Source organism: Pelomonas candidula (assembly GCF_043555985.1).
Classification (GTDB): Bacteria; Pseudomonadota; Gammaproteobacteria; order Burkholderiales; family Burkholderiaceae_C; genus Pelomonas; species Pelomonas candidula.
The window spans coordinates 128,679-147,017 of sequence record NZ_JBIGIC010000001.1 but is presented as its reverse complement, the minus strand read 5'-3'; the positions used below and the strand labels follow the sequence as shown (position 1 = coordinate 147,017).

At 70.0% G+C, this 18,339-nt stretch carries 14 protein-coding genes; 12 read left to right on the top strand and 2 right to left on the bottom strand.

Features of this window, described 5'->3' with window-relative positions:
• Positions 1-21: 21 nt before the first annotated feature.
• The 4 genes from ACG04R_RS00700 to ACG04R_RS00685 all read left to right on the top strand — a co-directional run bounded on the left by ACG04R_RS00700 (position 22) and on the right by ACG04R_RS00685 (position 4,531).
• A complete protein-coding gene (locus ACG04R_RS00700) occupies positions 22-1,218 on the top strand; it encodes an amino acid aminotransferase (RefSeq protein WP_394405584.1) in 1,197 nt (398 codons plus the stop codon).
• A 7-nt stretch (positions 1,219-1,225) separates the two neighbouring features.
• On the top strand, positions 1,226-2,089 hold the full coding sequence (locus ACG04R_RS00695) for a hypothetical protein (protein ID WP_394405582.1): 864 nt from the start codon (positions 1,226-1,228) through the stop codon (positions 2,087-2,089).
• A 115-nt stretch (positions 2,090-2,204) separates the two neighbouring features.
• Positions 2,205-3,449 (top strand): D-amino acid dehydrogenase, encoded by a 1,245-nt coding sequence (locus ACG04R_RS00690; protein ID WP_394405580.1) that lies wholly within the window; start codon positions 2,205-2,207, stop codon positions 3,447-3,449.
• Positions 3,446-4,531 carry a serine hydrolase gene (locus ACG04R_RS00685; RefSeq protein WP_394405578.1) on the top strand — a complete coding sequence of 362 codons (1,086 nt, stop codon included), beginning with the start codon at positions 3,446-3,448 and terminating at the stop codon, positions 4,529-4,531. Before ACG04R_RS00690 ends, ACG04R_RS00685 begins: the two co-directional genes overlap by 4 nt.
• A gap of 67 nt (positions 4,532-4,598) precedes the next feature.
• Here the strand turns inward: ACG04R_RS00685 and ACG04R_RS00680 are convergent, their stop codons facing one another.
• Complete coding sequence (locus tag ACG04R_RS00680; protein WP_394405576.1) at positions 4,599-7,466, bottom strand: TonB-dependent receptor domain-containing protein; 2,868 nt, start codon at positions 7,464-7,466, stop codon at positions 4,599-4,601.
• A gap of 243 nt (positions 7,467-7,709) precedes the next feature.
• Here ACG04R_RS00680 and ACG04R_RS00675 point away from each other — a divergent pair, with 243 nt between their 5' ends.
• From ACG04R_RS00675 to ACG04R_RS00665, 3 genes are all read left to right on the top strand, one after another.
• Entirely contained in the window at positions 7,710-8,609 is a 900-nt protein-coding gene (locus tag ACG04R_RS00675; protein WP_394405575.1) for an ornithine cyclodeaminase family protein, read from the top strand.
• Positions 8,609-10,024 carry a D-alanyl-D-alanine carboxypeptidase/D-alanyl-D-alanine endopeptidase gene (dacB, locus tag ACG04R_RS00670; protein WP_394405573.1) on the top strand — a complete coding sequence of 472 codons (1,416 nt, stop codon included), beginning with the start codon at positions 8,609-8,611 and terminating at the stop codon, positions 10,022-10,024. The genes ACG04R_RS00675 and dacB overlap by 1 nt, the downstream gene beginning before the upstream one ends.
• Before the next feature lie 64 nt (positions 10,025-10,088).
• On the top strand, positions 10,089-10,430 hold the full coding sequence (locus ACG04R_RS00665; RefSeq protein WP_394405571.1) for a hypothetical protein: 342 nt from the start codon (positions 10,089-10,091) through the stop codon (positions 10,428-10,430).
• 40 nt (positions 10,431-10,470) lie between these two features.
• Here ACG04R_RS00665 and ACG04R_RS00660 read toward each other — a convergent pair whose 3' ends face one another.
• Positions 10,471-11,520 (bottom strand): S66 peptidase family protein, encoded by a 1,050-nt coding sequence (locus ACG04R_RS00660; RefSeq protein WP_394405569.1) that lies wholly within the window; start codon positions 11,518-11,520, stop codon positions 10,471-10,473.
• Positions 11,521-11,629: 109 nt separating this feature from the next.
• Here ACG04R_RS00660 and ACG04R_RS00655 point away from each other — a divergent pair, with 109 nt between their 5' ends.
• The 5 genes from ACG04R_RS00655 to ACG04R_RS00635 all read left to right on the top strand — a co-directional run bounded on the left by ACG04R_RS00655 (position 11,630) and on the right by ACG04R_RS00635 (position 18,330).
• Positions 11,630-14,482, top strand: coding sequence for a peroxidase family protein (locus tag ACG04R_RS00655; RefSeq protein WP_394405567.1), 2,853 nt, complete (start codon positions 11,630-11,632; stop codon positions 14,480-14,482).
• Positions 14,483-14,499: 17 nt separating this feature from the next.
• A complete protein-coding gene (locus ACG04R_RS00650; protein WP_394405566.1) occupies positions 14,500-14,736 on the top strand; it encodes a DUF1653 domain-containing protein in 237 nt (78 codons plus the stop codon).
• A 183-nt stretch (positions 14,737-14,919) separates the two neighbouring features.
• Positions 14,920-16,485, top strand: a complete 1,566-nt coding sequence (locus ACG04R_RS00645) for a methyl-accepting chemotaxis protein (RefSeq protein ID WP_394405564.1) — start codon at positions 14,920-14,922, stop codon at positions 16,483-16,485.
• A gap of 7 nt (positions 16,486-16,492) precedes the next feature.
• Positions 16,493-16,996 carry a chemotaxis protein CheW gene (locus ACG04R_RS00640; RefSeq protein WP_394405562.1) on the top strand — a complete coding sequence of 168 codons (504 nt, stop codon included), beginning with the start codon at positions 16,493-16,495 and terminating at the stop codon, positions 16,994-16,996.
• A gap of 53 nt (positions 16,997-17,049) precedes the next feature.
• The gene (locus ACG04R_RS00635) at positions 17,050-18,330 is read left to right on the top strand and encodes a winged helix-turn-helix domain-containing protein (protein WP_394405560.1); all 1,281 of its coding nucleotides are present in this window, start codon (positions 17,050-17,052) and stop codon (positions 18,328-18,330) included.
• Positions 18,331-18,339: the final 9 nt, after the last annotated feature.

The following is an 18,339-nucleotide window of genomic DNA, read 5'->3' as shown; positions in this document are numbered from 1 at the left end:
TTCCCCAACGGAGTCCGCCCCATGTTCCAGCACGTCGACGCCTACGCCGGTGATCCCATCCTGAGCCTCAACGAGGCGTTCCAGAAGGACCCCCGCGCCGGCAAGATCAACCTGTCCATCGGCATCTATTTCGACAACGACGGCCGCATCCCGATGCTGCCGTCGGTGCGCGCTGCCGAGCTGGCCGTCGTCGAGGCCGCCGGTGCCCGGCCCTACCTGCCGATGGAAGGGGCCGCCAACTTCCGCAGCGCCGTGCAGGCCCTGCTGTTCGGGCCCGAACATCCGGCCATCAAGGCAGGCCGCATCGCCACCATCCAGGGCGTGGGTTCCAGCGGCGGCCTGAAGGTCGGCGCCGACCTGCTCAAGCGCTACTTCCCCGACAGCAAGATCTACCTCTCCGACCCGACCTGGGACAACCACCGCGCCGTCTTCGAGGGCTCGGGCCATGTCTGCGAGACCTATCCCTACTACGACCCGGCCACCGGTGGCGTCCGCTTCGACGCGCTGCTCGCCGCCTTCAAGGCCCTGCCGGCGCGCAGCGTCGTGCTGATGCACGCCTGCTGCCACAACCCCACCGGCGTGGACCTGACGCCCGACCAGTGGCGCGCGCTGGTGCCCGTCATCCGCGAGCGTGAGCTGCTGCCCTTCCTGGACCTGGCCTACCAGGGCTATGGCGACGGCATCGAGGAGGACGCCTTCGCGCCGCGCCTGCTGGCCGACGAGGGGCTGAGCTTCCTCATCGCCAACAGCTTCTCCAAGAGCATGAGCCTGTACGGCGAGCGCTGCGGCGCGCTGAGCGTCGTCTGCCCCGACGCCGACCAGGCCGCCCGCGTGCTGGGCCAGCTGAAGTTCATGATCCGCCGCAACTACTCCAACCCGCCGATGCATGGCGGCCAGATCGTCGCCAAGGTGCTGACCGACCCGAAGCTGCGCGCGATGTGGGAGGCCGAGGTGGCCGAGATGCGCGGCCGCATCCAGGGCATGCGTCGCCAGCTGCACGACGTGCTCGCCGCCAAGCTGCCGGGCCGGGACTTCAGCTACTTCCTGACCCAGCGCGGCATGTTCAGCTACACCGGTCTGACGGCCGACCAGGCCGAGCGGCTGAAGACCGAGTTTGGCGTCTACATCCTGCGCTCGGGCCGCATGTGCGTGGCGGGGCTGAACACGCGCAACGTCGAGGCCACGGCCGAGGCGATGGCTGCCGTGCTGGCGGGCTGACCGGCGCGTGCGAAGGCGGCTCTGCGGCATCGCCGCGCTGTTGCTGGCGGGTTCGGTCCATGCGGCCGGGCCGGCTGTCGACCGCATCCTCTGGCTGAACAGCGACACGCTCACGGTGCGCGACGGCGACAAGCTGGTGCGCCCCTCCCAGATGATCGCGAGCTGGCTGCAAGCGCATCTGCCGGGCGTCGACCTCGAACCGACGCTGGCCAATGCCGAGCGCAGCTGGGCGCTGATGCGGCAGGGCGAGCAGGCCTGCATCGCCAACGCGGTGCGCCTGCCCGAGCGCGAGCGCCTGGCCTACTTCAGCGCGCTCTGGCTGATGCCGCCGCCCCAGATCATCGTGCGCCGCGAGCGCCGCGATGCGCTGCCGCTGGACGCGCATGGTGCCGTCAACCTGCCGGCCCTGCTGGCCGATGTGTCGCTGCGCGGCGTCGCCGCTCAGGCACGCAGTTACGGCGAGGCGCTGGACGCGCAGCTGGCGCCGGGCGGCCCGGGGCTGCAGCGCGTGACCGGCGGCGACTACGGCAGCACCCTGCTGCCCATGCTGCTGCAGGGGCGCGCCGACTACACCGTCGAGTACCCCAACCTCATCGTCGCGCTGGCCAGCCAGCACGAGGGCGAACTGCCGCTGGCAGTGCTGCCGATCAAGGGGGCCACGTCCCCCGTCCCCAGCGGTGTGGCCTGTCCGCGCACGCCCTGGGGGCATGCCGCCATCCGCCTGATCGACCAGGCGCTGGGCACGCCCGAGGGGGCGGCCATGCTGCGCGAGGCTCTGTTCATCTCACTGCCCGCAGACACCCGGCGCGTCTACCGCGACGCCCTCGACGCCCATTTCCAGCGTCGCGCCCGGCCCACGCCGGGCCTGTAGACCGCGCCGCCAGGCCGCCGCCATAACGCGCGGTGATGGCTGCAGCCGCCGCTTTCATTGGCAGTGCTTGCCGGGCATCCTTACGCTGCTGACAACGAAGTCGGCAGGGAGCCGGATGAAGCATTGCGTGGTGATCGGCGGTGGCGTGGTGGGCCTGACCACGGCCTGGGCGCTGCTGCAGCGCGGTCACGCGGTGACGCTGGCCGAGCGCGAGGCCGACGTGGCCGAGGGCGCCAGCCGTGCCAATGGCGGACAGCTGAGCTACCGCTACGTGTCGCCGCTGGCCGACGCCGGCGTGCCGCTGAAGGCGCTGCGCTGGCTGCTGGACCCGGACGGCCCGCTGCGCTTCAAGCCCGAGGCGAGCCGCGCGCAGTGGTCGTGGCTGATCGCCTTCCTGCGCAACTGCCGCGGGCCGGTCAACCGCCTCACCACCGAACGGCTGCTGGCGCTCGGCGCCTACAGCCAGGCCGCGTTCGCGCGGCTGCGTACCGAGGCGCAACTCGGCGACGCGATCGCGCTGCGCGCACCGGGCAAGCTGGTCGTCTACCGCCAGCCCGCCGAGTTCGCGCGCGTGGCCGCCCGGGTGAAGGGCGGCGGCGTCGAGCAGGCCTTGTCGCACGACGACTGCGTGGCCCTGGAGCCGGCGCTGGCCGACACCGAAGGGACGCTGGCCGGCGGCATCTTCACGCCGGCCGAGGCGGTGGCCGACTGCCATGCCTTCTGCCGCGAGCTGCATGCGCGGCTCGTGGCGCACCCGCGCTTCCGTGGTCGGCTGGGAACGCGGGTCGACGGCTTCATGCGGGATGCGCACGGCGCGGTGCTGGGCGTGTGCACGGCGCAGGGCGACGTCGTGGCCGACGCCACCGTGCTCGCCGCCGGCCTGCACAGCCGCGCGCTGGCCGCGACAGTGGGTGTCGCGCTGCCGCTCTACCCGCTGAAGGGCTACAGCCTGACGGCGCCGATACGCATCGGCGACCGGCCGCCCGAGGTCAGCGTGACCGACTTCGAGAAGAAGATCCTCTACGCCCGCATCGGCATCGAGCTGCGCGTGGCGGCGATGGTGGACCTCGTCGGCGACGACGCCAGCCTGGACGCCGGGCGGCTGGCGTCGCTGCAGCGCTCGGTGCGCGCCACCTTCCCGCACGCGGCCGACTACGACCGCGCGGTGCCATGGGCTGGCTTGCGCCCCGCCACGCCCAGCGGCGCGCCGCTCCTCGGCGCCTGCGGCGTGCCGGGCCTGTGGCTCAATGTGGGGCATGGCGCCCTTGGCTTCACGTTCTCGTTCGCGACGGCCGACATCGTGGCCGAACTCGTCTCGGGCCATGCCAGCCCGCTGCCGCTCGACGGCCTGCGGCTGTGACGGCTGACGATCTTGCCGAGGCCTTGCGCGCCGCCGTGCTGGCGCAGCGCTTCGAGGAGACGGCCGATTCCTTGCAGGGTGGTGCGCCACTGGGCGTGATGCCCAGCATCGACCTCGCCGTGGCCGTGCTCGGCGCCAAGCCGGTGGCCGCCAACGTGCTGTTCTCGCGCGAGCATCCGCAGGGTCTCGTGGCGCGCTTCGACGCGGCGCGCGGCGCCGTGGACAACGTCGCCTTCCGTGCCGACGTGCGCGACGCGGCAGGCGACTCGTACGCGTGGCTGCCCGGCGCGGACTGGTCGCGCATCGCCTTCCCCGCCTGGTTCGGCAACGGGCCGCGCTTCGTGGCGCCATACCCGGCGTCGCTGCTGAAGACCATGGTCGCGGTGGGCATCGCCTGCCTCGTCGACCAGCGCCGCAGCGACTGGGCGCTGCCACTCACCTTTGGCGGCAGGACCCGCGCCGTGGCCGACTGGCTGTTCGACATGATCACCGTCAGCAGCAACGAGGCGACGTCGGCTTTGGTGGCGCACCTGCACGCGCGCGGCGCCATCCGCCGCGAGAACGGCCGCGAGGTGCACAACGAACTGCATGATCTGTTCGCCGTGCACGGCCTGCCGGGCCTGATGCTCGCCGACACGCAGCCCGACGGCGGCTGGGGCAACGGCGCCGGCTCCGGCGTGGGCCGCATCCAGATGACGGCCTGGGACGCGCTGCGGCTGATGTGGCGGCTGGACGCCGACGCACCGACGACCGCGCCCGAACTCGTCAGCGCCGCCAGCCGTGCCGTCATCCGCCGCGCGCTGGACGCGCAGACGCTGAACCACATCCTCAGCAGCGAGTCGCTGCGCACGCTGCCTGGCTGGGTGCAAGGCATCCCGGCGCGCTTCGCCCACAAGACCGGCACCACGCAGAACTACGCCAGCGACGCCGGCATCGTGCACGACGGCGACCTGCACTACCTGATCGCGGTGACCACCAGCCTCGGCTCGCGCTACGCGCCGCACCCGGATGCGTCGACGACGTGGCGGCTGCCGGCGCTGGGCGGCGCAATCCACGCCTGGCTGCGCGCCCGCGCGGCTTGACGCCAAAAAAAGCGGCCCCGCACGCGGGGCCGTTCAACGCCGGCTGTCGCCGGCAGGGAGGATGGCTTCAGAAGAACTTGTAGCTGGCCGTCAGCTGCACCGTGCGGCCGCGCGGGTCGGCGACGCGCGGGTCCCAGCCGGTGCCGACGGCGTTGTCCACGTCGTGCCAGGTGAACGGCGGGTCGCGGTCGAACAGGTTGAGGATGCCGGCGCTCAGCGTCAGGTCCTTCACGCCGGTGAATGTGCCGACGAGGTTGAAGGTCACGTACTTCGAGATCTTGCGGCGCTGCAGCTCGGGCACGGTGGTGAAGGTCGTGTGGTCTTCGTCCCAGTAGCCCGACGAGTAGTTGGCCGACAGCGTGGTCGTCAGCGTGGGCATCTTGTAGCTGGTCGTCAGCGAGCCCTTCCACGGCAGGTAGAGCGTGGTGTTGGTCCACTGGCCGACGTACTGGATCATGGGCGTGCTGGAGATGAGCTGCTCCTTGGCGCTGATCATCTTGGTGGCCGACAGCGTCGTCGTGAGCTTGTTGCCGCCCAGCGTCGTCGTCCAGTTGCCGGTCAGGTCCAGGCCCTTGGTCATGCTGCCGCCGGCGTTGATCCAGCCGGCCTGGATGAGCGTGATGTTGCCGCTGGCGTCGCGGATGAAGTTGTCGGCGAAGACCGAGTAGTTCTGCAGCTCCTGCGTCGGCGTCAGGTTGTGGATGCGGTCGATCATCTTGATCTGCCAGTAATCCATCGAGAGCGTCATGTCGCGGGCCGGGGAGAACACCACGCCCAGGGAGCCCTGGCGCGACTTCTCGGGCTTGAGCTTGGCGTTGCCGCCGGACAGGTAGGGGATGCTGTTGAGCTGGCAGGACGGGTCGTTGTTGCCGGTCGGGTTGGGGCACTTGACCGGGTCGGCGAAGGAGCCGGTCGTCGCGAGCTGCACGGTGCCGAGGTTGAGCTGCTGCGGCGTCGGCGCGCGGAAGCCCGTGTTGTAGGAGCCGCGCAGCAGCAGGTCGGCGTTGGGCGTGAACTTGAAGCCGACCTTGGGGTTGGTGGTGCTGCCGACCTGCTGGTAGTGGTCGTAGCGCAGCGCGACGTCGAATTCCAGGCTCTTCAGCGCCGGGATCAGCAGCTCCCCGTAGACCGCCCCGACGTTGCGGGTCATGTCCGGTGCGGAGGCGTTGCCGGGGCAGCCCATCACCGAGTTGGTCGCCGCCATGTTGGCCGGGCTGAAGGAGGAGACGCAGCTGTAGGTCTGCGTGCCGCTGTAGCCGTAGAACTCGCGGCGCAGGTCGGTGCCCACGGCGAAGGACAGGTCGCCGGCCGGCAGCTTCATCAGCGGGCCGGAGATGTTGGCTAGCAGCTGGTCGACCTGGGTGCTGCCGCCGGCCAGGCGACCGTGCACCTTGGTGGCCTCCACGGCCTGCATGGCCGCGGCTGTCTGCGTCTGGCCGGGCAGCAGGAAGGGGTTGTAGACGCCGCTGGCCAGCAGGTTCACCAGCTTGGTGGTGTCGGCATAGCCGTCCACCATCTCCTGGTAGCCGGACGCCTTGCCGCGGGCGAGGGAGACGCGGTAGTCGTAGTCGCCGAACGAGCCTTCCACGCCGGCCGTCAGGCGGTCATTGACGGACTCGTTGCCCAGCACGCGGTAGCCCCAGTCCCACATGCGCAGCCGGTAGGCGATGGGCTTGGTCGGGTCGAACTGGTTGGCGCCGTACAGCGCCTTCATGTTGACGTAGTAGGGGCCGTCGACGGGGTAGTCAGCGCCGTGGTCATAGAGCTTGCCGTTGACGGTGGTGTTCAGGCCCAGCGCGGTCGTGCTGAACTGGTAGGGCGTGAACTCGCCCAGCGAGTAGTAGCGCGAGCCCACGAACTCGACGAAGCCGGTCGCATCCTTGCCGAGATTGAAGCTGGCCTTGACGACGCCGCTGGTGGTCTGGCTCGGCGCACTCAGCATGTACTGGCGGCCGTAGTCGGTGCCGCAGCGGTAGGTGCTGTTGGCCTTGGTGTAGCCCAGGCCCGAGAGCACCGTCGGGTTGGCGAGCTGGCTGACGCCGAAGGGCACGGCCGCGCACTGGTTGGTCAGTGCCAGCGCGTTCAGCACCGTGTACTTGGTGGTGTCGGTCGTGCCGATGGTGCTGCCTGCGGTCGTCAGCGCGCTGTTGGCCTGGCCGATGATGTTGGCGAAGAAGGGCGAGCTGGAGGTGTCCGGCGCGAGGCCGCGGTCGGGCTGGTAGCCCAGCGCCCAGGGGCGGTCCGAGCCGCGCAGGATGTCGTTGCTGCTGTGCGTGAGGCTGCCGGAAATGTTGAAGCCCTGGGTGGCCATGTCGCCCCAGCCGGCGGTCAGGTTGACCTTGCGCTGCTTGCCGCGCGGGCCGGTGAGCGGCGTGCTGAAGTTCACGCTGCCCTGCACACCCTGGTAGTCGCGCTTGAGGATGAAGTTGATGACGCCGCCGATGGCGTCCGTGCCGTAGGTGGCGGAGGCGCCGTCCTTCAGGACCTCGATGCGGTCGATCATCTCCAGCGGGATGGCGTTCAGGTCGACCGAGCCGCCGGACGTGCCCTGGTTGGACAGTCGCCGGCCGTTCAGCAGCACCAGCGTGCCGGTGGGGCCGAGGCCGCGCAGGTTGGCGTAGGCGCCACCGCCGGCCAGGCGGTCGCCCTCCTGCCCGAAGACGCTGTTGCTCGACACGGCGTTGTTGGCGTTGGCCGCGTTCGCCGACAGCGAGCGCAGCACGTCTTCGGCGCTGGTCAGGCCCTTCTGGCGGATCTGGTCGGCCGTGATGACCTCCAGCGGCAGCGCGCCCTCATCGACCAGCCGCTTGATGCTCGACCCCGTCACCTCGACGCGCTCCAGCTTGGCTCCCGTATCGCTCTGTGCCAGCACGGCGCAGGCATGTGCTGCCAAGCCGAGGGCCGCAAGCCGCCCCACCAGACGATTCAGCTTCATCAACGACTCCTTTGTTTGGATTGATTCCATGTTCGCCTTCGCGTCCGGGTGCGCCCAGGGGGCAGTCCCTGTTTGTTGCGCGTTTCCCGATGAATGCTTGTCGGCGGCGCATAACCTGCGGGAATGCATGCCTGTTGCAAAGCACACCCGCGGTGCGCGTGGCCCCTCTACAGTGCCGCCGACCCGATGGAACTCCCCCGACGGGGGCCTGGCCCGCGCGGACCGCTGGAATGGAACTCTGAGATGCGCCTGATCACCGAAGCCGACGTCGCAGCCGTGCTCGACCCCGGCAGTGCCGCCCGCGTACTGCATGCCGCCTTCGCCCAGCATGGCCGCGGCCAGGCCCAGGTGCTGGCGCGGCACCGCGCCACGCGCACGCTGGACGGCGCGGCGCTGGCCATCAGCGCGATGGGCGCCATCCTGGATGCCGACGGCGAGCTGCCCGCCGTGCTCGGCACCAAGGTCTATTCGGCGCGCAACGGCAGGTACCACTTCCTCGTCAGCCTGTTCTCGGCGGCGACCGGCGCGCCGCTGGCGACGCTGGAGGCCAACGAGTTCACGCGGCTGCGCACGGCCGCCGCCAGCGCCGTCGCGGCGGACCTGCTGGCGCAGCCTGAGGCGAAGACGCTGGCCATCTTCGGCGCCGGCATCCAGGCGCGCGCGCATGCCGAGGCATTGATGCAGGTGCGGCGCTTCGCGCATGTGCTCGTCTGCGCGCGTTCGGGGGCCGAGGCGTTCGCGGCAGAACTCGGCGGGCGGGCGGTGGATGCTGCGACGGCTGCCGCCGAGGCCGACGTCATCGTGACCGCGACGCGCTCACCCACGCCGCTGTTCGACGGCGCGCTCGTCAAGCCCGGCGCCTTCGTTGCCGCCGTAGGCTCCAGCACGCGCGCCGCGCGTGAGCTGGACGACGCCTTGCTGGACCGTGCCGCGCTGATCGCCGTCGAGTGGCGCACGGCCGCCGAGCAGGAGGCCGGCGACCTCGTCGACAGCGCGCCCGAGCGCTGGGCCGAGCTGGGCGAGCTGCTCGTCACGCCGCACCCGCGCGGGCCGCAGGACATCGTTGTCTACAAGAGCGTGGGCATCGGTCTCGAAGACGTGGCGCTGGCGCGCTTCGTCGCGCACAGGCTGGGAGTGTGTTGATGCGCTTGGCCTTGTTCGCCGCCGCGCTGCTGCTGGCCGGCTGCGCCACCACGCCGATACCCGACCCCGCCCAGGCCGCGCTCGCCAAGGCCGGCCTGCCGGCCGACAGCCTGGGCTTCGTGCTGCAGCCGCTGGACGGCTCGCGCCCTGCGCTGACCCGCCGCGCCGACGACGCGATGGCGCCGGGCTCGACGATGAAGCTCGTCACGGCCATCGTGGCGTTGGACAAGCTGGGCATCAACCACCGCGGCCGCACGGAGTTGCTGGCCGGTTCGGCGCCTGTCGGCGGAACCATCGACGGCCCGCTGATCCTGCGCGGCGGTGCCGATCCCGATCTCGACTGGCCCGCGCTGTGGTGGCTGCTGAGGCAACTGCGCGAGAGCGGCGCGCGCGACATCCGCGGCGGCCTCGTCATCGACCGCACGCTGTTCAACCCGACGCGCCTGGACGTGGGCCTGCCGCCCTTCGACGACGCGCCCGACTTCGCCTACAACGTCATCCCCGACGCGCTGCACCTCAACGGCAGCCTGCTCGACATCGAGCTGCAGGCCACGCCCACGGGCGTCTCGGCGCGCAGCGTGCCTGCGCTGCCCGGCCTGGCGCTGGACGCGAGCGCGATGACGCTGTCCACCCGTGCCTGCAAGGACTGGGACGAGGACTGGAAGCCGGCCGTCGCCACGCCCGCCGCCGACGGCTGGACCGTCAAGCTGCAAGGTGCCTTCCCCGCCAACTGCCGCCAGCGCGAGCCGCTGCAACTTGTCGACCGTCAGTGGCTGGTGACGACGGTGGTGCGCCAGTTCTGGCGCGAGCTGGGTGGCACTATGGCGCCGGGCGACGTGGAAGGGCCCGCCCCGGCCGGCGCCGTCGTGCTGGCCACGCACATGGGCCGGCCGCTGGCCGAAGTGCTTCGCGGCGTCATGAAGCGCAGCGACAACGCGCTGGCACGGCTCGTCTACCTGCAGCTCGGCGCCCAGGCCGCGCAGCCCGGCGAGCCGACGCTCGCGGCGGCCGACCGCACGGTGCATGCCTGGTTCGCTGCGCATGGGCTGGATGACCATGGACTGGTGCTGGAGAACGGCTCGGGCCTGTCGCGCCGCGAGCGGGTCAGCCCGGCGCAGCTGGCAGGCCTGCTGCGCGCCAGCCAGGCCTGCGGCCAGGCGCCCGAACTGCTGGCGACGCTGCCGGTGGCCGGCGTGGACGGCACGATGTCGCGCCGGCTCAAGAACAGCCCGGCCGCAGGCCAGGCCCGGCTCAAGACTGGCACGCTGCGCGACGCGGTGAGCCTCGCGGGCCTCGTGCCGGATGCGTCGGGGCGGCTGTGGGTCTTTGTCGCCGTCGTCAACCACCCCGAGGCGTCGGCGAAGGGGAGGCCGGTGCTGGATGCGTTGGTGGAGTGGGTGGCGGGGCAGCGGTGAAGATCGCTTAGACGCGAGCACAGTGCGGGCGGGCTCACCTGTCTAGGCAGGACATACTTGGGCAATGGACCAGTCCGCCATAGCAATGACAGGCATCGAACTCCCGTTCACCTCCGCCGCTTTGCGGACTGTTCTTGGTTGGGGCCTAAATCCAGATGCATCGCCACACTCGCACTGGCAAATTGCTCAATGGTGCGATGCTTTTTGGTGCTTGTATCTCGACGCGGATGCCCCTTCGGATATCGAAAGGTTGCTTCCTATCCTTGCGGATGTGGACTGTCAGTGGGATCTCTTCCTGGCGAACTCGTACTCGCTCGAAGAATTGCGCACCTTGGATTTGGAACAGGTGTTGCTTCCGCTGGCTTGGTTTGACGATTGGCTGCACCAAGTGGCATCCGCTGGTTAGGCCCTTGGTCGGCTCCGGCTTTGCCCTTCTTGCGCCACGCCTAGGCCACCGCGGCCCCCAGCAACCTGATCGTCCCGGCCTCCGCATCCATCTCCGCCGCCGCCCCCACCGGCACCGTCATCTTCCGCCTGATGTGCCCGATGGCCGCGCCGCGGAACACCGGCACGTTCAGCGGCAGGAAGTAGTCGTCGAACACCTCGTCCAGCGTCAGGCTGCCGTAGCCGTCGCCGGGCTCGCATTTCGTGAAGCGGCCCAGCACGACGCCGGCCAGCTCCTTGAACGCACCGGCCAGGCGCAGCGTGGAGAGGCAGCGGTCGATGCGGTAGATGTACTCGTTGATGTCTTCGAGGAACAGCACGGCGCCGCGGCAGTCCGGGAAGTAGGCCGAGCCGGCCATGGACGCGAGCACGGTCAGGTTGCCGCCGACAAGACGGCCTCGTGCCTTGCCGGGGCGGATCGTTGCGATGCGCTCCTCGCGCTGCACGAGGTCGTCGCCGGGTGACGCGACCGGGTTGCGCAGCACGGCGGCTTCGGCGTTCATCGCGACGGCCTTGAAGCTCTGCACCGAGTAGTCGTTCCACTCCGAGCCGGCGACGGGGCAGTGGAAGGTGACGAGGCCGGTCTGGCGCTGGATGGCGTTGACGAGGCAGGTCAGGTCGCTGAAGCCGCCGAAGAACTTCGGTCGGCGGCGGATGAGGTCGTAGTCCAGCTTGTCGACGATGCGGTTGCAGCCCGAGCCGCCAGTCAGCGCGAGGATGCCGTTGACCGAGTCGTCCGCGAACATCGCGTTGATGTCGGCCGCGCGCTGCGCGTCGGTGCCGGCGAAGGGGCCGCGGCGCGCGGCGACGTTCTGGCCCGGCTTGACCTTGAAGCCCAGCGCCTGCAGCGCCTCGATGGCCAGCTTCAGCGGCTCGCGCTCGAAGGTGGCGTTGGCGGGGCTGACGAGGCCGATCGTGTCGCCGGGGCGCAGTCGGCGCGCGAGCAGCGGTGCGTTCTGAGCCTGGGCCTGGGCCTGGGCCGGTATGGCGGCGGCCAGCAGGCTGGATGTGGCGGCGGTGAATTGCAGGAGCTGTCGGCGGGAGGGCGTCATGGGGCGGGCTGTCCTCAAGGTGAATCTTTTTCGGCCGTCGCAGGATTGACGCTGCGCCGGCGCGGTCGCTATGTTGCGCGATCTACGAAGAACCCTCGAGGAGCCCGACATGAAGCTCTGCCTGACCGCGCTGCTGACGATGACCGTGCTGCTGTGCGGCTGCGTCAGCACGACGCCCACCGCCAGCCTGGAAGACACGAAGAACTGCACCGCGATGGTCGCCGGCGGCTTCCGCAAGGTGGCCGACGAGCGCAGCGAGCGCTTCAACGGCAAGGTCGGCGAGGTCGTGGCGCGCTGCCGCGGCGGCGACAAGGCGGCGGCCTTCCGGCCCAGCCCGTATGTCGACTGGTCCAATTACTGGGCCACCGGCGACAGTGCCTCGCTCCTGCCTGGCACGGACGGCGTGGCGGGGCATCTGGGCCCCAATGGCCGCGGCGTTGACGGCGCGCTGCTGGACCTGGAATACCAGCGCATGGAGCTGATCAAGTTCAACCTGTTCGACAACTCGGGCACCTTCACCGACTACGTGAAGGGCCGCGACGGCGTGCCGGGCACGGCCCTCAAGACCTGGCCCTCGATGCGGCTGCCGGCCAGCTCGCCCTTCTACGCGGCGGTGGGCGGCGACGGGCCGCAGCTGTGCTCCGGTGAGCTGATCCGCTGGCGCCAGCTGACGGGCGTCTGCAACGACATCGTCAACCCGCGGATGGGCTCGACCGGCACGCTGTTCGCGCGCAACGTGCAGTTCGAGGCGACCTACCCGGACATCAGCGACGACCAGCTCGCCCGCAACCGCCACGGCAACCGGCTGTCGCTGCTGCAGCCCGACCCGCAGCTCATCAGCCGCAAGCTGTTCACGCGCGCGCAGAGCGATCCGGCCAAGTGCCATGACGGCCAGGGCCTGCCGGGCGCGTCGGTCGATGCGAACTGCGACTACCAGAAGGCGCCGTTCTTCAACGTGCTGGCGGCGTTCTGGATTCAGTTCATGACGCACGACTGGTTCTCGCACATGGAGGAGGGCCACAACAACGATGCGCCGACGCAGTGGATGCCGGTGGGCTGCGCGGGTGACGCCGCCAAGCTGGGATGCCGGCCCGACGACCGCATCGACCGCGGCTACATCGCCGAGAGCAATGCGCCGCCGCGCTACACGGCGGCCGACGGCACGAAGCCGCTGGCACGCGCCTTCCGCACGCATGCCAACAACACGACGGCCTGGTGGGACGCGTCGCAGATCTACGGCTACGACGGCGTGTCGCGCCAGCGCGTGAAGCGCGACCCGGCCGATCCGGCGAAGCTGCTGCTGCTGCCCGGCACACGTGGCGGCGCCGGCGAGGCGCTGGGCCAGCTGCCGGTCTTCGGCCCCGGCGATCCGATCAACCCGCAGTGGGCGGGGCAGGGCACGGCGGCCTTCCCGGACAACTGGAGCATCGGCATCGGCTTCTATCACACGATCTTCTCGCGTGAGCACAACGCCTTCGTCACCGAGTTCCGCCGCCGCGCGGCCGCGGCGCCCGACGACGACTCGGGCCTGCGTGACCCGGCTGCGCCCACGGCCGTCATCCGCTATCGCGACGTGTCGTCCGACGTGCTGTTCGAGGTGGCCCGCCTCGTTGTCGCCGCCGAGATCGCCAAGATCCACACCATCGAGTGGACGCCGCAGCTGCTCTACGACGAGCCGCTCTACCTCGGCATGAACGCCAACTGGGGCGGCCTGTTCGACGGCCACCCGTGGGTGGAGAACGCGCTGGAGGCCGTCGTCGTGCAGAACTTCGGCAAGAGTACCGACGCCAAGAAGGCCGGCCAGTGGTACTCGGCGCTGGCCTCGGGGCCGGGCATCGTCGGCCTGGGCGCGCAGGTCTATACGAGCGACCGCTTCTTCGCCCGCCACGACCCGGCCAAGGACGACATCTGGAGCCTCGCCAACCCGCAGGACGTGAACGGCGGCGTCAACCACTTCGGCTCGCCGTTCAACTTCCCGGAGGAGTTCGTCAGCGTCTACCGGCTGCACGCGCTGGTGCCCGACCTCATCGAGCTGCGCCACTGGGACGCCGATCCCAACCGCATCGCCGCCAAGGTGCCGGTCATCGACACCTTCCGCGCCAAGGCCACCGGCGCGCTGGCCCAGCAGGGGGCAGCGGACTGGGCGCTGTCCATGGGCCGCCAGCGGCTGGGCCTGCTGACGCTGGGCAACACGCCGGCCTTTCTGCAGAACCTGCCGATGCCGCGACTGCAGTCCGCCACCGGCAAGATCGACGTGGCCGCGCTGGACCTCATCCGCGACCGCGAGCATGGCGTGCCGCGCTTCAACGAGTTCCGCCGCCAGTACGGGCTGCGCCAGCTGACGAGCTTCGACGATTTCGCCGACGCCCGCCTGCCGGCCAACTCGCCCGAGCACGCGCGGCAGATGAAGGTCATCGCCGACCTGCGCAGCATCTACGGCCAGCACAAATGCGACGCCAGCAAGGTCATCACCGCCGCGCAGAAGAACCTCGACGGCAGCCCCATCAACGACTGCCTGGGCAAGCCCGACGGCAGCGTCGTCGACAACATCGAGGACGTGGACACGGTGGTCGGCTGGCTGGCCGAGTTCACGCGGCCGCACGGCTACGCAATCTCGGAGACGCAGTTCCAGGTCTTCATCCTGAACGCGTCGCGCCGGCTGTTCAGCGACCGCTTCTTCACGAGCAGCTTCCGGCCCGAGTTCTACAGCCGGCTCGGATTGGACTGGGTCATGAACAACGGCCCGACGGGCAAGCAGTTCGAGCCGAAGGAGAGCAACGGCCACCGCGTGGAGGTGTCGCCGTTCAAGCGCGTGCTGCTGCGCACGGTGCCGGAGCTAAGCCGCGAGCTGGCGGGCGTGGTCAACGCGTTCGACCCCTGGGCTCGCGACCGCGGTAACTACTACGGCCTGGGCTGGCAGCCCCGCAAGGGCGCGGAGAGCGACACGGCGTTCAAGCCCTGAGCTGATCCAATGCGGGCATGAGTTCCGACGACCTGCCCGCACTGCCCACCCTCGCCCCCGGCCGCTACCGCCACTACAAGGGCCTCGACTACGAGGTCATGGGCGTGGCCCGCCACAGCGAGACGCTGGAGCCGCTTGTCGTCTACCGGCCGCTCTACAACGACAGCGGCTGGTGGGTGCGGCCGTTCTCGATGTTCGTGGAGAACGTCGTCATCGACGGTGTCGAGCAGCCGCGCTTCGCTCTCGTGGGCTAAGCCCCGGGGCGGCTGTCGGCGCCAGACAGCCGGCAATAAGTCACGGACCGCCGCCGTCGCGAATCTTTCATCGGCTTTTCATCAGGATTCAAAAACATAGGGTTTCTACGATGCCGACCCAGTCGACACCCCCGCGAATGAGGGGTGTGGCCGCCGTCCAAGGCAACATCGGAGACCTGATTCATGAAGTGGTTCTATGACCTGAGGATCGCCACCAAGCTCGTGGTGGCCTTCATTGCCGTGCTGCTGCTGACCGCCGGGCTGGGCGTGTTTGCCATCGCAGAGCTGGCGCGCGTGAACCGGACCGGCACGGACCTGGCCACCAACTGGATGCCGGCGATCAAGTCCGCCGGCGACATCCGCTACGGGCTGTCGCGCCTGCGCTCCTTCTCCCAACAGCATGTGCTGGCCGATACCCCCGAGCTCAAGAAGAGCTACGAGGACACGATGGCCGGCCTGATCGACAAACTGGGCAAGGATCGCAAGGCCTACGAGGCCGTGATTTCAGAGCCCGAGGAGAGGAAGGCCTATGCCGAGTTCTCCGATTTGCTGGCCAGCTACCTGAACGCCCACCAGCAGATCGTGGCCCTGTCCCGCGAGCACAAGGACGAGGAAGCCATGGCCTTGATGCGTGGCGTCGGCAAGGACAGCTTCCGGGCCATGGAAGCGCGCATCGACGAGATCATCAAGGTCAACGAGGAGGGCGCCGCCGAGGCCAACCGGCTGGGCGACCAGTTGTACGCCAGCGCTCGCGCCTGGGTCATCGTTGTCGTCGTCGCCTGCATCGCCGTTGGCATGGTGCTGGCGCTGGGTGTGGCACGGCTCATTTCACGGTCCTTGCAGGAAGCCGTGGCCATTGCCCGCAGCGTGGCGGACGGCGACCTGACGCGCCGCATCGTCGTCACCAGCGCCGACGAAACCGGCCAGCTGCTGCAGGCGCTGCAGGACATGACCGGCAGCCTGACCCGCCTCATCGACCGCGTGCGCAACAGCTCCGACTCCATCGCCACCGGCTCTTCGCAGATCGCCACCGGCAACGCCGACCTGTCGCAGCGTACCGAGGAGCAGGCTTCCAACCTGCAGCAGACCGCCGCCTCGATGGAAGAACTGACCGTCACCGTGCAGCAGAACGCCGACACGGCCCGCCAGGCCACGCAGCTGTCGGCCACGGCGTCGGCCGTCGCCACGCAGGGCGGCGAGGTGGTGGGCCAGGTCGTCGAGATGATGGGCCGCATCTCGGCCAGCTCGAAGAAGATCGGCGACATCATCGGTGTCATCGACGGCATCGCGTTCCAGACCAACATCCTCGCGTTGAACGCGGCCGTCGAGGCGGCACGTGCCGGCGAGCAGGGCCGCGGTTTCGCGGTCGTCGCCTCGGAGGTGCGCGCGCTCGCCAGCCGCTCGGCCGATGCGGCCAAGGAGATCAAGGTATTGATCAGCCAGAGCGTCGAGACCGTCGAGCAGGGCAGTGGACTCGTCGACAGCGCCGGCCGCACGATGACCGAGATCCAGGCGCAGGTGCGCCGCGTCTCCGACCTCATGGGCGAGATCGGTGCAGCCAGCCTGGAGCAGTCGCAGGGCATCGGGCAGGTGGGCGATGCCGTCCAGCAACTGGACCAGGTGACGCAGCAGAACGCCGCGCTCGTCGAGGAAAGCGCCGCCGCGGCCGACAGCCTGAACCAGCAGGCGCAGCTGCTGACGGAGGCGGTCTCCGTCTTCCGCATCGACCAGACGCTGGCCGCGGCTTGAGGCAGAGATGAACGAACTGACCGTGGCAACCGAGCCGACCGCCGCCTTGGCCGAGCCGGCCGAGTACCTGAGCTTTCGCCTCGGCGACGAGGAGTACGGCATTGGCATCCTGCAGGTGCAGGAGATCCGTTCCTACGAAGAGCCGACGAAGATCGCCAACGCGCCGGCCGTGCTGCGCGGCGTCATCGACCTGCGGGGTGTCATCACGCCCATCGTCGACCTGCGCCTCGCGTTCAACCAGCCGGCGCCCTGCACGGGGCTGACCGGTGTGATCGTGCTGAACCTGGGCGGACGCGTCGTGGGCATCGTCGTGGACGCGGTGTCCGATGTGGTGGAGCTGGGGGCCGAACAAATCCGCCCCGCGCCCAGGCTCAGCGCGCCGGGCTTCGACACCAGCTTCGTGACCGGCATCGCGACGCTGCAGCAGCGCCTGCTGATCCTGATGGACATTGCACGCCTGCTCGACAACCCGGCACTCGGGCTCGCGGGGGCGATGCCTTCTGCAGCTTGATGACCGGGAAAGTCCCGCCGCTGCGCGCGCGGGCGAGTCACTAGAGTCGGATCATGGCCCTGGACCTGACGCCTGACGGCCTGCCGACCTGGCAGGACTCGCCGCTGTTTCTGCCGCCGAAGGAAAGTGCCGTGCTGGCGCTGATGATCCGCGCCCAGCCGCTGGCCGTCAGCAAGGCCGACATCATCGAGCACGCCTGGGGCGGCTCGGCGGTGTCCGACGACAGCGTCGCGCGCTGCATCAGCCAGCTGCGCCGCGCGCTGCCCGACGTGAAGATCGAATCCGTCTACGGCTTCGGCTACCGGCTGGTGCCGCCCGAGCCGACGGTGCACAACCGCATGCTGGCGGTCGTGAAGGCGCCACCCGACGTTGTCGAGGCCTACCTGCACGCATGGGAGCTGGCCCAGCAAGGCACGCCGCGCGCGATGGGCCGCGCACTGACGGTGCTGCGCGCCATCGTCGCCGAGTACCCCGACTACGCGCCTGCCCGCGTGTCGCTGGCCGTCACCATCGGCGCCGCGGTGGGCTGGGGCATGGCCGTCGAGCTGGGCGTGACCGTGGCCGACGGTCAGGCCGAGCTCGACGCGGCCGAGCAGCACGATCCGCAGGCTGCCGGCGTGCGCGTGGCCCGCGCGTGGCTGGCCGACATGGACTGGCATTTCGACGACGCGGAGGCGCTGTTCCGTGCCGCCTACCGGGAGCAGCCCGACGACGCCGAGCTGCTGCCGCTGTTCGGCTGGCACCTGCTGGCCACCGGCCGCAGCCGCGAGGCCGTGGAGGTGCTGCGGCGTGCCGTCGCACAGCGGCCCTTTGCCGTCTACCCGCGCGTGATGCTGTCGCGTGCGCTGGGCTACGACGGCCAGGCCGAGGCCGCGCTGCGCGAGGCCGAGCGCGCCGAGCTGGACCATCCCGACAGCGCCATCGCCATCAGCCAGCACCTGCTGCTGCGCGCCAGCCAGCGGCCCGGCCCCGAGCTCATCGCGCCGGCGCTGCAGCTGCTGGCGCGGGCTGACACGCCGTCCTACGTGCGCGCCACCCAGCCTTACGTGCTGGCGCGCTGCGGCGAGACGACGAAGGCCCTCGCGCTCATCGACGCGGCGCTGGGTGGCGAACAGGGAAACGCGGCCAGCAACGTGATGTTCGCGCCCGCCCTGGCGGTGCTGGGCCAGGTGGACCGCGCGGTGGAACTCATCGACGCCGCCTTCAACGCCCGCTGCGGCCTGCTGCCACTGGTGCTCAACGCGCCGCTGAAGCTGCTGGTCGGCCACCCGGCCGTGCAGCAGCTGCAGCGTCAATTCAAGTGGCGGACCGAGGCGGTGGCGGAGCCGGGCTGAGCGTGGCCG

Excerpts from the sequence above, each read along its gene's own strand:
- ACG04R_RS00700 (WP_394405584.1), top strand. The coding sequence starts at position 22 with ATGTTCCAGCACGTCGACGCCTACGCCGGTGATCCCATCCTGAGCCTC.
- ACG04R_RS00690 (WP_394405580.1), top strand. The coding sequence starts at position 2,205 with ATGAAGCATTGCGTGGTGATCGGCGGTGGCGTGGTGGGCCTGACCACG.
- ACG04R_RS00680 (WP_394405576.1), bottom strand. The coding sequence starts at position 7,466 with ATGAAGCTGAATCGTCTGGTGGGGCGGCTTGCGGCCCTCGGCTTGGCA.
- ACG04R_RS00675 (WP_394405575.1), top strand. The coding sequence starts at position 7,710 with ATGCGCCTGATCACCGAAGCCGACGTCGCAGCCGTGCTCGACCCCGGC.
- dacB (WP_394405573.1), top strand. The coding sequence starts at position 8,609 with ATGCGCTTGGCCTTGTTCGCCGCCGCGCTGCTGCTGGCCGGCTGCGCC.
- ACG04R_RS00665 (WP_394405571.1), top strand. The coding sequence starts at position 10,089 with ATGGACCAGTCCGCCATAGCAATGACAGGCATCGAACTCCCGTTCACC.
- ACG04R_RS00660 (WP_394405569.1), bottom strand. The coding sequence starts at position 11,520 with ATGACGCCCTCCCGCCGACAGCTCCTGCAATTCACCGCCGCCACATCC.
- ACG04R_RS00655 (WP_394405567.1), top strand. The coding sequence starts at position 11,630 with ATGAAGCTCTGCCTGACCGCGCTGCTGACGATGACCGTGCTGCTGTGC.
- ACG04R_RS00650 (WP_394405566.1), top strand. The coding sequence starts at position 14,500 with ATGAGTTCCGACGACCTGCCCGCACTGCCCACCCTCGCCCCCGGCCGC.
- ACG04R_RS00645 (WP_394405564.1), top strand. The coding sequence starts at position 14,920 with ATGAAGTGGTTCTATGACCTGAGGATCGCCACCAAGCTCGTGGTGGCC.
- ACG04R_RS00640 (WP_394405562.1), top strand. The coding sequence starts at position 16,493 with ATGAACGAACTGACCGTGGCAACCGAGCCGACCGCCGCCTTGGCCGAG.
- ACG04R_RS00635 (WP_394405560.1), top strand. The coding sequence starts at position 17,050 with ATGGCCCTGGACCTGACGCCTGACGGCCTGCCGACCTGGCAGGACTCG.